This window comes from Streptomyces sp. UNOB3_S3 (assembly GCF_020740895.1).
In the GTDB taxonomy this organism is placed as follows: domain Bacteria; phylum Actinomycetota; class Actinomycetes; order Streptomycetales; family Streptomycetaceae; genus Streptomyces.
In genome coordinates this window covers 1-12,656 of record NZ_JAILXP010000206.1, presented here as the reverse complement: position 1 = coordinate 12,656, position 12,656 = coordinate 1, and the positions used below count along the sequence as shown (strand labels likewise).

The following is a 12,656-nucleotide window of genomic DNA, read 5'->3' as shown; positions in this document are numbered from 1 at the left end:
CTGCTGACCCGCTGGCACCGGTCCCGCCCCTCGGCCGGGACCGGTGCCAGCGGGTCAGCAGCCCCTCGGGGACCTCCTCGGCGGTCAGCGCGTAGACCAGGTGGTCGCGCCAGGCGCCGTCGATGTGCAGATAGCGGGGGCGCAGGCCCTCCTCGCGGAATCCCAGTTTCTCCACCACCCGGCGGCTGGGCAGATTCTCCGGCCGGATGCACACCTCCACCCGGTGCAGCCCGACCGCGCGGAAGCAGTGGTCCACCACCAGCGCCACGGCCGTGGGCATCACGCCCCGGCCGGCGACGGCCTCGTCCACCCAGTAGCCGATGTGGGCCGAGCACATCGAGCCCCAGGTGATCCCGGCCACGGTCAGCTGGCCGACGAGCTGGCCCCGGTACTCGATCACGAACGGCAGCATCCGCCCGGCGTGGGCCTCGGCCTTCAGATGGCGGACCATCTGCCGGTAGGTGGGGCGCTGGGCGACGGGCCCGCCGGGCGGCGGCGGGGGCACGGTGGCCTCCCAGGGGCGCAGCCAGTCACGGTTGCGCCGGTTGACCTCGCGCCAGGCGCGCTGGTCGCGCAGTTTTATGGGACGCAGGGCGACATCGCCGTCCGCCAGCTCGACCGGCCAGATGTTCATAGGGCGGCCGCTGGGTTTCTCGGGTGGTCACCGCCGGGCCCGGCCTCGCCGCCGCCGGGGTGGTCGCCGCCGTGGAGCTGGTCCACCGCGTGCCGCAGCAGCCGTTCCAGGACGGCCAGCCCGTCGCGTACGCCGCCCGTCGACCCGGGCAGGTTGACGATCAGTGTCCGTCCGGCCACTCCGGCCAGGCCCCGGGAGAGCGCGGCCGTGGGCACCTTGGCCAGGCCCTCGGCCCGGACGGCCTCGGGGATGCCGGGGACCTCGTAGTCCAGGACGCGGCGGGTGGCCTCGGGGGTGCGGTCGGTGGGGGAGATCCCGGTGCCGCCGGTGGTGACGACGGTGTCGTACCCGGCGGCCACGCCCGCGCGCAGGGCCTGCTCGACGGGCTCGCCGTCGGGCACGACCAGGGGTCCGTCGACGGCGAAGCCCATCGCGGCCAGCCCCTCGGCGAGCAGCGGACCGCCCCTGTCCGGGTAGACACCCGCGGCGGCCCGGTTGGAGGCGGTGACGACCAGCGCGGAGGGCGCCGCGGCGAGGAGGGCCCCGCCGAGCCCGTCCGGGTTCCCGGGGAACGGCACTCCCGCGCCCGGGTGCCCCTCGGATCCGGCGCTCACGACTCCGCCCCCGCGCCGCCCTCGGGGCGTGCCGGGCGTGCCCAGTCGCCGGACTTGCCGCCCGTCTTCTCCTCGACGCGGATGTCCGTGATCACCGCCGCCTTGTCGACGGCCTTGACCATGTCGACCACGGTCAGCCCGGCGACGGCGACGGCCGTCATGGCCTCCATCTCCACGCCCGTGCGGTCCGTGGTCCGCACGGTGGCGAGGATCTCGACGGCCTCGTCGGTGACCGTCAGGTCGAGCGTGACCCCGGAGAGGGCGAGCGGGTGGCAGAGGGGGATCAGCTCGGGCGTCCGCTTGGCGCCCATGATCCCGGCGATCCGGGCGGTGGCGAGGGCGTCGCCCTTGGGCAGCCCCTCGCCCCGCAGCAGTGCCACGACGCGGGGCGAGACCAGCACCCGGCCACTGGCCCGGGCGGCGCGCGCGGTGACCTCCTTGGCCGAGACGTCGACCATGCGGGCCGCGCCCGTGGCGTCGAGATGGGTGAGGTGCTCCTGGCCGCTGCTCATCGTTCTCCCGGTCCGGTCCCTGTGGGCAGCCACCGTACCCGGCGGGAGCGGGGATCGGTCGGGAAGGACGTCGGCCGGGAAGGACGTCATCCCAGAAGGACGACCTCCACTTCGGCGCCCGGATCCACGGACGTGGTGTCCTCGGGGACGACGATCAGGGCGTCGGCGTCGGCGAGGGCCTTGACCAGGTGGGAGCCCGCCCCGCCGACCGGGGTGACCTCGCCGTCCGCGTAGCGGCCGCGAAGGAACTGCCGCTTCCCCGCCGGGGAGGACTTCACCCCGTCCACGCACACCGCCCGTACCGTCTCGCGGTCGGCGGGCGGGAGCCCCATCAGGGCGCGCAGCGCGGGCCGGACGAAGAGCTCGAAGGAGACGTACGAGCTGACGGGGTTGCCCGGCAGCGCGAAGAGGGGGACGCGGTCGGGGCCGACGCGGCCGAAGCCCTGGGGCTTGCCGGGCTGCATGGCCAGCCGCCGGAACGAGACCCTGCCCTCCTCGCCCGTCAGCCCGGCCAGGGCCTCCTTGACCACGTCGTACGCGCCGACGCTGACGCCGCCGCTGGTGACCACGGCGTCGGCGCGCACGAGCTGGTCCTCCAGGGCGGCGCGGAAGACCACGGGGTCGTCGTCGACGGCGCCGACGCGGTAGGCGAGGGCACCGGCGTCCCGGGCACAGGCGGTGAGCATAAAGCTGTTCGAGTCGTGGATGCGGCCCTCGCCCAGGGGCTCGCCGGGCGGCACGAGCTCACTGCCGGTGGAGAGCACGACGACGCGGGGGCGGGGCCGTACGGTCACGGTGGCGCGGCCGATGGCGGCCAGCAGCCCGAGCTGGGCGGGGCCGAGGACCGTACCGGCCCGTACGGCGATCTCCCCGGCGGCGACGTCGCTGCCGCGGTCGCGGATGTGGGCGCGGGCGGTGACGGGGCGGTGGACGCGGACCTCGCCGAAGCCCTCGTCCTCCCCGGGGGAGCCCTCGGATCCGGCGGCGGCCATCGTCGTGGCCGGGCCCCCGCCGCGCTCGCCGTCGGTCCACTCGACGGGCACGACCGCCTCGGCGCCGGGCGGCAGCGGGGCGCCCGTCATGATCCGCACGGCCTCGCCAGGGCCCACGGCGGGCAGCTCGGCGCTGCCCGCCGCGATGTCGCCGACGACGGTGAGCACGGCGGGGAACTCCTCGCTCGCGCCCTCGACATCGGCGGTCCGCACGGCGTAGCCGTCCATGGAGCTGTTGTCGAAGGGGGGCAGGGCGGCGGGGACGACGACGTCCTCCACCAGCACACAGCCCTGCGCGTCCAGGAGTTGCAGCTCGATCGGCTCCAACGGGCGGATCTTCCCGAGGATGTCGTCGAGGTGCTCGTCCACCGACCAGACGCGGTCCCCTCCGGCGGCCGGCCCGTCCGTCTCGCTGCTCAAGTCGCTACATCTCCTCGGTGACATAACTCCGGAGCCAGGCCCGGAAGTCCGGTCCCAGATCCTCGCGTTCGCATGCCAGTCTGACAATGGCACGCAAATAGTCACCGCGGTCGCCGGTGTCGTAGCGGCGGCCCTTGAAGACGACGCCGTGGACGGGCCCGCCGAGGCCGGGCTCGGCGGCCAGGGCCTGGAGGGCGTCGGTGAGCTGGATCTCGCCGCCGCGGCCGGGCTCGGTCTCGCGCAGCACGTCGAAGACGGCCGGGTCGAGGACGTAGCGGCCGATCACCGCGTAGTTGCTGGGCGCCTCGCCGGGGCCGGGCTTCTCGATCAGGCCGGTGACCTCGACGACGTCCTCGACGTCGGTGGGCTTGACGGCGGCGCAGCCGTAGAGCCCGATCTGCGCGGGGTCGACCTCCATCAGCGCGATCACGCTGCCGCCGTGTCTGCGCTGGATGTCGACCATGCGCGAGAGCAGCGGGTCGCGCGCGTCGATCAGGTCGTCGCCGAGGAGCACGGCGAAGGGCTCGTCGCCCACGTGCGGGGCGGCGCACAGCACCGCGTGGCCGAGGCCCCGGGGGTCGCCCTGGCGCACGTAGTGCATGGTGGCGAGATCGCTGGACTCCTGGACCTTGGCGAGCCGGGAGGCGTCGCCCTTGCGTCGCAGGGCCTCCTCCAGCTCGTAGTTCCGGTCGAAGTGGTCCTCGAGGGGGCGCTTGTTACGGCCCGTGATCATGAGGACGTCCGACAAACCCGCGTGAACCGCTTCTTCCACCACGTACTGGATCGCCGGCTTGTCGACGACCGGCAGCATCTCCTTGGGAGTGGCCTTGGTGGCCGGGAGAAAACGGGTTCCGAGCCCGGCGGCAGGGATGACAGCCTTGCTGATCCGAGGGCGCGATTGAGTCATGGGCCGAACACTAACCGTTGAGACTGAGCGGAAGATGTGACTCCGCCGAGTATGACCCCAGACAGGAGATTGCCGAAACCATGGGTTCGTCAGCAGAGATCCCCCAGCCTGACAAGGCGGCGTTGCGGCACGCCCTCCTGGCGGTGAGAGCCGGGTTGACCAGGGATGACATCCGCGCGTACGAGGCGGAGCTGGGCCGGCGCGCCCTGGAACTGCCGGAGCTGGCGGAGGCGGGGACGGTGGCCGCGTACGTCTCGGTCGGCGGGGAGCCGGGCACCCGCGCGCTGCTGGACACGCTGCGTGACCGGGGGGTGCGGGTGCTGCTGCCGGTGCTGCTGCCGGACAACGATCTCGACTGGGGGCTCTACCGGGGCCCGGAGCATCTCGCCCGGGCGGGCCGGGGCCTGCTGGAGCCCGACGGGGAGCGGCTCGGCCCGGACGCGGTCACCGGGGCCGACGCCGTGCTGCTGCCCGGGCTCGCCGTGGACGGGCGCGGGCTGCGGCTGGGGCGGGGCGGCGGCTCGTACGACCGGGTGCTGGCCCGGCTGGACCGCGCGGGGGCCGCGCCCGCCCGCGTCGTGCTCCTCTACGACAACGAGGTGGTCGCGCGGGTCCCGGAGGAACCGCACGACCACCCCGTGCACGCGGTGATCACCCCTGGCGGGGTCCGCCGCTTCGCGGCGTAGCCGCCGCTACGGCTTGAGCGTCAGCACCGCGTCCTTGCTCTTCTCGACGGCGTCCTTGCCGAACGCCCACGGCAGGAGCTCGCCCTTGGCCCACTTGTCCGTCTGGTCGTAGTAGTGGGCGTTGTAGGCGTGGCCGGAGGCGCCGGTGAGGTTGATCCAGCGGGACTTGTCGAGGTCGGCGAGGTTGACCACCATCCGCATGGACGGCACCCAGACCACCCCGTAGCCGCCCGCCGCGTTCCAGCCGGCGGCGTTGACCGCCGCCTCGCCGCCCGCGAGGTTCCAGGGGCCCCGGTTGAGCATCCACCGGACGATGCCGGGGCCCTCCTTGCCCAGGGTCTGGTTCTTCAGGTTCAGCTGGTGCAGCCGGCCCCAGCTCCACTGGGTGACGTCCTTGCCGAGCTTGGACGTCAGCTCCCAGCGGGCGTCGATCATGGCCTTGGCCAGCAGCTGGTCGCGGTTGGCGGCACCCGGGTTCGCACGCGTGCCGTTGGTCTTCCACCACGCGTTGTCGGGCTTGTCGAGGATGTTGCGGACGACCTCGAACCAGCGGTCGCCACCATCGGGCTGCGCGTTGTCGGGGTCGCGCTCGCCGCACTCCAGGACGAGGCGGGTGTTGCCGTCCAGATCCTCCTGCGGGCCGGAGTCATTGGCCGGGCGCACCCGCAGGCACTGGCCCTTGACCCGCAGCTCCTTGGGGAGCTTGTTGCCGAAGGCGAGCTTGAGGGTGTTGCGCCACACCGCGTTGAAGTACGCGGCGGCCGCCGAGTCGGGCTCCTGGGTGTAGTCCCAGTCCTTCAGCAGCTTCTGCGCCTCGCGGACGTACTTGGTCTCGCGCTCGTTGGCGCCCTTGACGTCGATCTTGAGCAGGTAGGGCGTCAGCAGCTTGCCGATCTCGCTGCTGTTGTCCATCTGCATCTTCTGCATGTCCTCCGTCGAGATCTTCCCGCCGTCCTTGATCTTCGACTGGATCATGTCGTTTATCCGCTGGCTGCGGGCGCCGTAGCCCCAGTCCTGCGTCAGGAGGTACGGGTAGCTCTTGTCGGCGACGGCCTGGTTGGCGGTGACGATGTAGCCGCGCTTGGGGTTGTAGTCGTACGGCAGCGCGGACTGCGGCACATAGTCGGTCCACTGGTAGGCCGGGTCCCAGCCGGGGGCGGGCAGCCGGCCGTCGGGCGTGGCGGCCTGCGCGTCGGGCTTGGCGGCGTCCTTGGAGTCGATCTTGCCGTCGCCGTTGACGTCGGTCTTCGGCTCGCCGGTGACGCCGTTCTGCGCGGCGGTGCCGCCCGGGCCGGTGGTGCCGTTGGCGCCGGTCCGGCCGTTGGCGCCGTTCAGGCCCGGCTCACCGCCCTTGGCCTCGCCGCCCGCCTTACCGCGGACGGGGATACGGCCGGGGGCCTGGTAGCCGATGTTGCCCTTGGTGTCGGCGTAGATCAGGTTCTGCGAGGGGACGTCGAAGTCGGCCGCGGCCTTGCGGAAGGAGGCCCAGTCGTTCGCCTGGTCCAGCGCGAACAGGGCGTCCATCGTCTTGCCCGGGTCCAGCGCGGTCCAGCGCAGCGCGACGGCGTAGCCCTCGGCGCGGTCCGGCGCCGGGTCCTGCACGGGCGCCTTCCCGCCGACCTTGACGAGCTCGTCGTTGCGGTCGGAGACGACCGGGCCGTTGTTGGTCTCGCGGACGGTGATCTCACGGCTCTTCTCGCCCGCGACCTTGATGGTCTCCTTGCGGGTGACGAAGGGCTTCTGCTTGCCGTCGTAGAGGTAGCTGTCGGCGGTGACCTTCTCCAGGTAGAGGTCGGAGACGTCGGCGCCGAGGTTGGTCATGCCCCAGGCGATGTCCTTGTTGTGGCCGATGACCACGCCGGGCATGCCCGCGAAGGTGTAGCCGGCCACGTCGAACGGGCACTGCTCGCCGGTGGTGGTGCAGTGGAGGCCCATCTGGTACCAGAGCGAGGGCATCTGCGGGGCGAGGTGCGGATCGTTGGCCAGCAGCGGCTTTCCGGTGGTCGTGTACTGGCCGGAGACGACCCACGAGTTGGAGCCGATGCCGTTGCCGCTGGGGCCGAGCAGGGCCGGGATCTTCTCCAGCGAGCTCGACAGGGAGGCCAGGCTGCTCCGCAGGCCGTTCGCCGCGCCCGCGCCACCGGACGTCGCCGGGGTCCGCTCCCCGGCCGCCTGGGTGCCGCCGGTGCCGGCGCCGCCCTTGGGGTCGTAGTTCTTGGCGTTGTCGACCGCGCCGCCCTCGACGATCGGCTTGTTCCGGTCGTACGGGTACGCCGGGTACAGCTCGTCGATCTGCTGCGGGGTCAGCCGCGAGGAGGCCAGGGAGCGGTCGATCTCGTCCTTCATATTGCCGCGCAGGTCCCAGGCCATCGCCTTGAGCCAGGCGACGGAGTCGACCGGGGTCCAGGGCTCGGGCTTGTAGTCGTTCTGGAACTCGAGGGCGGCGTACTCGACGGACAGCGACTTGCCCTTGTGGTCCTTCAGATAGGCGTTGACGCCGTCCGAGTAGGCCTGGAGCCACTTCTTGGTGGTCGCCGACAGCTTGGTGTCGTACTCCTGCTGCGCGACCTTGCGCCAGCCCATGGTGCGCAGGAAGGCGTCGGTCTCCACCTGGCCGGATCCGAACATCTCGGAGAGCCGTCCGGCCGTCAGATGACGGCGGACGTCCATCTCCCAGAAGCGGTCCTGCGCCTGGACGAAGCCCTGGGCGCGGAAGAGGTCCTCGGCCGTGCCCGCGTAGACCTGGGGAATGCCGTGCTCGTCGCGGACGACCTTCACCTGGCCGGACAGGCCCTTGAGCTGGAGGGTTCCATCGGTCTCCGGGAAGGAGGCGCGAACGGTGCTGACGCTCCAGTACGCGCCGAAGGCGACGCCCGCCACGAGCAGCAGCACGGTGGTGATCACGAGCAGGCGGGCGCGTCGCCCCTTCTTCTTCTTGCCGGGGCCGTTCTTGTTGGCGGGCATCGCTGTCCTTAGAGGGGCAGATGGTCCTGGAATGCTGGAAGCAACCATAGGCGCAGGGCACGGGGCGCCCGGACGCGGTGCCGCGCCGACTGACATCCGGCCAGGTTCGGCCGTGCCGAGAAGGCGTTAAGAACCCGTAAAATGTTAGATGAGGAAATTAACTTCCTCATGGACGCATCCCCCATTGCCCCGCCCTCGCGGCCCCAGGACAGGAGGAACGTTTCGGCCGAATCGTGAGCACCCCGACGCCGTATGACGACGCCCGTGGCACATCTCGTGGCACACCTCGTGAAGGGACCGGCCCCTGACTGTCCACCACCTCAACGAACTCCTGCTCATCTGCTCGCTCGTACTGCTCGTCGCGGTGGCGGCGGTCCGGATCTCCTCACGCAGCGGGCTCCCCAGCCTCCTCATCTACCTCGGCATCGGTGTCGCCATCGGCCAGGACGGCATCGGCGTCTCCTTCAACGACGTCGGGCTCACCCAGGTCATCGGCTACGCCGCGCTGGTCGTGATCCTCGCCGAGGGCGGTCTCGGCACGAAGTGGCACGAGATCAAGCCGGCGCTGCCCGCCGCGGCCGTGCTCTCCACCCTCGGTGTCGCGGTGAGCGTCGGTGTGACCGCCGCGGCCGCGCACTACCTGGCCGGCGTCGAATGGCGCCAGGCACTGATCATCGGCGCCGTGGTGTCCTCCACGGACGCGGCCGCCGTCTTCTCCGTCCTGCGGAACGTTCCGCTGCCCGGCCGGCTCACGGGTGTCCTGGAGGCCGAGTCCGGCTTCAACGACGCCCCCGTCGTCATCCTCGTCGTGGCCTTCTCGGCCGCCGGCCCGGTCGACCACTGGTACCTGCTGCTGGGCAGGATCGCCCTGGAGCTGGCCATCGGTGCCGCCGCCGGCCTGCTGATAGGCATGGCGGGCGCGTACGGCCTGCGGCACGTGGCGCTGCCCGCATCCGGCCTCTACCCCATCGCCGTGATGGCCATCGCCGTCACCGCCTACGCGGCCGGCGCGCTCGCCCACGGCTCGGGCTTCCTGGCCGTCTACCTCGCCGCCCTGATCCTCGGCAACGCCAAGCTGCCGCACTCGCCGGCCACCCGCGGCTTCGCCGAGGGGCTGGGCTGGATCGCCCAGATCGGCATGTTCGTGCTGCTGGGCCTGCTGGTCACCCCGCACGAGCTGGGCGACGACATCGTGCCCGCGCTGGTGGTGGGCCTGGTGCTCACGATGGTGGCCCGCCCGCTGTCCGTGTTCCTGAGCACGGCGCCCTTCCGGACACCCTGGCAGGAGAAGGCGCTGCTGTCCTGGGCGGGGCTGCGCGGCGCGGTGCCCATCGTGCTGGCGACCATCCCCATGGTCGCCGGGGTCGCCGACAGCCGCCGGATCTTCAACATCGTCTTCGTGCTGGTGATCGTCTACACGCTGGTGCAGGGCCCGACCCTGCCCTGGCTGGCCCGGTACCTGAAGCTGGGCGACGGCGAGGAGGCCCGGGACCTGGGCATCGAGTCGGCTCCGCTGGAGCGGCTGCGCGGGCATCTGCTGTCGGTCTCCGTCCCCGACGGTTCGCGGATGCATGGCGTGGAGGTGAGCGAGCTGCGGCTGCCCGCCGGGGCCGCCGTCACCCTGGTCGTCCGGGACGGGGCGAGCTTTGTGCCGGGACCCGCGACCGTCCTGCGCCACGGCGACGAGCTGCTGGTGGTGGCCACCGACCCGGTGCGCGACGCGGCCGAGCGACGGCTGCGGGCGGTCGGCGAGGGCGGCAAGCTCGCGGGCTGGCTGGGCGCGCCCGCCGTGGCCCCGGAGAGTGCGGTCGCGAAGCGGAAGGCAAAGAGGGGGCTGGTGAAGAAGAAGTTGGTTAAGTAAGCTATTCGGACTATTCGCGTGCGTAGCGAGAGTCCCACCGGGACCTCAGGCGTCACGCGTGGACCCGACAACATCGAACCAACTCTGCCTGACGCAGAGCTGGCGCGACCGCACGGCGGCCGTGGCCGCATGAGGCGGCCGGATCGGTATCTACCACGGTCCTGCGCGAGAGGACAGCTCTCGGCGCGCTCCGTGCGGCGGTACCGGCCGTCCGGAACGCGCTACCAGGCGGCGGAAAGGCCGGACCGTGGCAGCCACGGTCAATGACACCGACGGGGCCCGTGCCGGGTACGGCAGCCTGCTGCGCACGCGCGGCGCGCTGTCGTTCCTGCTCCCCGGGTTCCTGGCCCGCCAGCCCTTCGCGATGCTGACGATCGGCATCCTGCTGCTGGTCAACGACACCACCGGCTCGTACGGCACCGCGGGCACCGTCTCGGCGACGGCGGGCGTGGCCATGGCCCTGTTCGCCCCGCTGGGCGGCAAGCTCGCGGACCGCTACGGACAGGCCGCCGTGCTCGTCCCCGGTGTCGTCGTGCACGCCGCCGCGATCTCGCTGCTGACGGCGCTCGCGCTGTCGCACGCGCCCCTGTGGGCGCTGCTCGCGGCGGCCGTGCCGGCGGGCGCGTCGACCCCGCAGATCGGCCCGATGGTCCGGGCCCGCTGGGCGGCCAAGCTGGACGGCTCGCCGCTGATGCCGACGGCGGCGGCCTTCGAGTCGGTCACCGACGAGTTCACGTTCGTGATCGGCCCGGTGCTGGCCACCGCGCTGTGCACCGGCGTCCACCCGGCGGCCGGTCTGGTCGCCGAGGCGGCGCTGACGCTGATCGGCGGCCTGGTCTTCGCCGCCCAGCGGCGTACGCAGCCCGCCCCCGCGGGCCACGCGGCCGCCGGCGGCGCCAAGGGCGCCTCCGCGCTGTCCGTGCCGGGCGTCCGGGTGCTGGCGATCACCATGCTCGGCATCGGCACGGTCTTCGGCGGCATGCAGGTCTCGATGACCGCCTTCACCAAGGAGCTCGGCGAGCCCGGCCTCAACGGCCTGATGTACGGCACGTTCGCGGCCGGCAACATGATCGCGGGCATCGTCTGCGGCGCCGTCGCCTGGAAGTCCAGCGCGCAGCGCCGGCTGCTGATCGCCTACCCGCTGCTGGTCCTGGCCACCACGCCGCTGTGGGCCGCGCACGCCCTGCCGCTGCTGGGCGCCGCGGGCCTGGTCGTGGGCCTGTGCATCGCGCCGTCGCTGATCACCGGCTACACGCTGGTCGAGAAGCTCGTCCCGGCGAGCGCCCGGACGGAGGCCTTCACCTGGCTGACCGGCGCGGTCGGCCTGGGCCAGGCGGCCGGTGCCACCGTGGGCGGCCGGCTGATCGACGCCCATGGCGCGAGCACCGGCTTCCTGGTGCCGCTGGGCGGCACGGCCCTGGCGCTGGTGGTCCTGCTGGGCCTGCGCAAGGCGCTGACGCCGAAGGGCGAGTCGGTCGTCGCGGCACGTGGGGTCGGTCACCGTCAGCCCGTTTCGGTGGACTGACGGGCCGGAATACTGCACTATTGAGCGTCGTTAGCACTCATTGAGTGAGAGTGCCAGGAGGAACAAGTGCCGACTTACCAGTACCAGTGCACCGAGTGCGGCGAGGGCCTCGAGGCGGTGCAGAAGTTCACCGATGACGCCCTGACCGTGTGCCCGCAGTGCGACGGACGCCTCAAGAAGGTGTTCTCGGCGGTCGGCATCGTCTTCAAGGGCTCGGGCTTCTACCGGAACGACAGCCGTGGCGCGTCGTCCAGCAGCACCCCGGCGTCGAAGACGACCTCGTCCTCTTCGTCCTCCACCACCACGAGCACGTCGAGCGCGTCGAGCACTTCGAGCGCCGGCACGTCGAGCACGGCCGGCAGCTCGGCCGCCTGACGCACGCACGCAGCTTCTCCACGGAGCCCGTCGCCCCCTGCTTTCGCGGGGGCGGCGGGCTCCGTGGCGTGCGGGGACGGGGCGGTTAGGGTGAGCGCATGGCCGAGACCAGCAGCGCAGCGACGACCGCGAACACTGCGGGAACGACGAACACGACGCCGGACACGACGCCGGACGGGGCGACGACCACGGCGGAGATAGGCGTCATCGGGGGATCGGGGTTCTACTCCTTCCTCGACGACGTGACCGAGATCACGGTGGAGACGCCCTACGGGGCGCCGAGCGACTCGCTCTTCCTCGGCGAGCTGGCGGGCCGGAAGGTGGCCTTCCTGCCCCGCCACGGCCGCGAGCACCGCACTCCCCCGCACCGCATCAACTACCGGGCCAACCTCTGGGCCCTGCGGTCGGTCGGCGTCCGGCAGGTCCTGGGGCCCTGCGCGGTGGGCGGGCTGCGTACGGAGCACGGACCGGGCACCCTGCTCGTACCGGACCAGCTCGTGGACCGCACGAAGTCCCGCGTCCAGACCTTCTTCGACGGGGAGCCGCTGCCCGGCGGCTCGGTGCCCAACGTGGTCCACATGACCTTCGCCGACCCCTACTGCCCCACCGGGCGCTCGGTGGCCCTCGGGGCGGCGCGCGGGCGCGACTGGGAGCCGGTGGACGGCGGGACGATGGTCGTGGTCGAGGGGCCGCGCTTCTCCACCCGGGCCGAGTCGCGCTGGCACGCGGCGCAGGGCTGGTCGGTGGTCGGCATGACCGGGCACCCGGAGGCGGTCCTCGCCCGGGAGCTGGGGCTCTGCTACACGTCGATGGCGCTGGTCACGGACCTGGACGCGGGCGCGGAGACCGGGGAGGGCGTCTCCCACGAGGAGGTGCTGCGGGTCTTCGGCGAGAACGTGGGCCGGCTGCGCGAGGTGCTGTTCGACGCGGTGGGCGCGCTGCCGAAGACGGCGGACCGGGACTGTCTGTGCACGCGGGCGCACGAGGGATGGGACCTGGGGATCGAGCTGCCGTAAGGCGAGCGGGACTCTCCCGAGTGACGAAGTTCTCCACAACCGGCGAGTAGTCCACAGGGCTCAGCGGGATCGGCACGGAGCCGGGATCGTGGGGAGCGTCCGTAGACGCTCTCCACGCCAGGTGGTGTTCCCGATGTCCCCCGTGTCCCC

General features: G+C 72.2%; 11 protein-coding genes. 5 read left to right on the top strand and 6 right to left on the bottom strand.

The genetic code is table 11. The annotated features are described in order from the left end of the window. The 5 genes from K6I33_RS21705 to galU form a co-directional block, all read right to left on the bottom strand. Positions 1–634: GNAT family N-acetyltransferase (locus tag K6I33_RS21705; RefSeq protein ID WP_229355529.1), on the bottom strand; the 634-nt coding region annotated here is incomplete at its 3' end. Then, positions 631–1,212, bottom strand: coding sequence for a molybdenum cofactor biosynthesis protein B (locus K6I33_RS21700; RefSeq protein WP_229355533.1), 582 nt, complete (start codon positions 1,210–1,212; stop codon positions 631–633). The genes K6I33_RS21700 and K6I33_RS21705, both read right to left, overlap by 4 nt. 32 nt (positions 1,213–1,244) lie before the next feature. Then, positions 1,245–1,760 carry a cyclic pyranopterin monophosphate synthase MoaC gene (gene moaC / locus K6I33_RS21695; protein ID WP_229355527.1) on the bottom strand — a complete coding sequence of 172 codons (516 nt, stop codon included), beginning with the start codon at positions 1,758–1,760 and terminating at the stop codon, positions 1,245–1,247. An 86-nt stretch (positions 1,761–1,846) separates the two neighbouring features. Beyond that, positions 1,847–3,196 (bottom strand): gephyrin-like molybdotransferase Glp, encoded by a 1,350-nt coding sequence (gene glp, locus K6I33_RS21690; protein ID WP_374285528.1) that lies wholly within the window; start codon positions 3,194–3,196, stop codon positions 1,847–1,849. Continuing rightward, entirely contained in the window at positions 3,177–4,079 is a 903-nt protein-coding gene (gene galU / locus K6I33_RS21685) for a UTP--glucose-1-phosphate uridylyltransferase GalU (RefSeq protein WP_229355515.1), read from the bottom strand. Before galU ends, glp begins: the two co-directional genes overlap by 20 nt. Before the next feature lie 80 nt (positions 4,080–4,159). Here galU and K6I33_RS21680 point away from each other — a divergent pair, with 80 nt between their 5' ends. Next, positions 4,160–4,765 (top strand): 5-formyltetrahydrofolate cyclo-ligase, encoded by a 606-nt coding sequence (locus K6I33_RS21680; protein WP_229355514.1) that lies wholly within the window; start codon positions 4,160–4,162, stop codon positions 4,763–4,765. A gap of 6 nt (positions 4,766–4,771) precedes the next feature. On the opposite strand, the gene K6I33_RS21675 is transcribed toward K6I33_RS21680, so the two are convergent. Then, positions 4,772–7,729 (bottom strand): penicillin acylase family protein, encoded by a 2,958-nt coding sequence (locus K6I33_RS21675; protein ID WP_229355507.1) that lies wholly within the window; start codon positions 7,727–7,729, stop codon positions 4,772–4,774. 304 nt (positions 7,730–8,033) lie between these two features. Here K6I33_RS21675 and K6I33_RS21670 point away from each other — a divergent pair, with 304 nt between their 5' ends. The 4 genes from K6I33_RS21670 (at position 8,034) to K6I33_RS21655 (ending at position 12,506) form a co-directional block, all read left to right on the top strand. Beyond that, positions 8,034–9,590 (top strand): potassium/proton antiporter, encoded by a 1,557-nt coding sequence (locus K6I33_RS21670; protein ID WP_229355531.1) that lies wholly within the window; start codon positions 8,034–8,036, stop codon positions 9,588–9,590. A gap of 247 nt (positions 9,591–9,837) precedes the next feature. Next, positions 9,838–11,115: an MFS transporter gene (locus K6I33_RS21665; protein WP_229355505.1), complete on the top strand. Its 1,278-nt coding sequence runs from the start codon at positions 9,838–9,840 to the stop codon at positions 11,113–11,115. A 66-nt stretch (positions 11,116–11,181) separates the two neighbouring features. Further along, positions 11,182–11,490, top strand: a complete 309-nt coding sequence (locus K6I33_RS21660; RefSeq protein WP_229355503.1) for an FmdB family zinc ribbon protein — start codon at positions 11,182–11,184, stop codon at positions 11,488–11,490. Positions 11,491–11,588: 98 nt separating this feature from the next. Next, positions 11,589–12,506: an S-methyl-5'-thioadenosine phosphorylase gene (locus K6I33_RS21655; protein WP_229355501.1), complete on the top strand. Its 918-nt coding sequence runs from the start codon at positions 11,589–11,591 to the stop codon at positions 12,504–12,506. The last annotated feature ends 150 nt before the right edge of the window (positions 12,507–12,656 follow it).

What these genes read in the sequence shown, in the direction of transcription:
- moaC (WP_229355527.1), bottom strand. Translation starts at nt 1,760, where the DNA reads ATGAGCAGCGGCCAGGAGCACCTCACCCATCTCGACGCCACGGGCGCG.
- glp (WP_374285528.1), bottom strand. Translation starts at nt 3,196, where the DNA reads ATGTCACCGAGGAGATGTAGCGACTTGAGCAGCGAGACGGACGGGCCG.
- galU (WP_229355515.1), bottom strand. Translation starts at nt 4,079, where the DNA reads ATGACTCAATCGCGCCCTCGGATCAGCAAGGCTGTCATCCCTGCCGCC.
- K6I33_RS21680 (WP_229355514.1), top strand. Translation starts at nt 4,160, where the DNA reads ATGGGTTCGTCAGCAGAGATCCCCCAGCCTGACAAGGCGGCGTTGCGG.
- K6I33_RS21675 (WP_229355507.1), bottom strand. Translation starts at nt 7,729, where the DNA reads ATGCCCGCCAACAAGAACGGCCCCGGCAAGAAGAAGAAGGGGCGACGC.
- K6I33_RS21655 (WP_229355501.1), top strand. Translation starts at nt 11,589, where the DNA reads ATGGCCGAGACCAGCAGCGCAGCGACGACCGCGAACACTGCGGGAACG.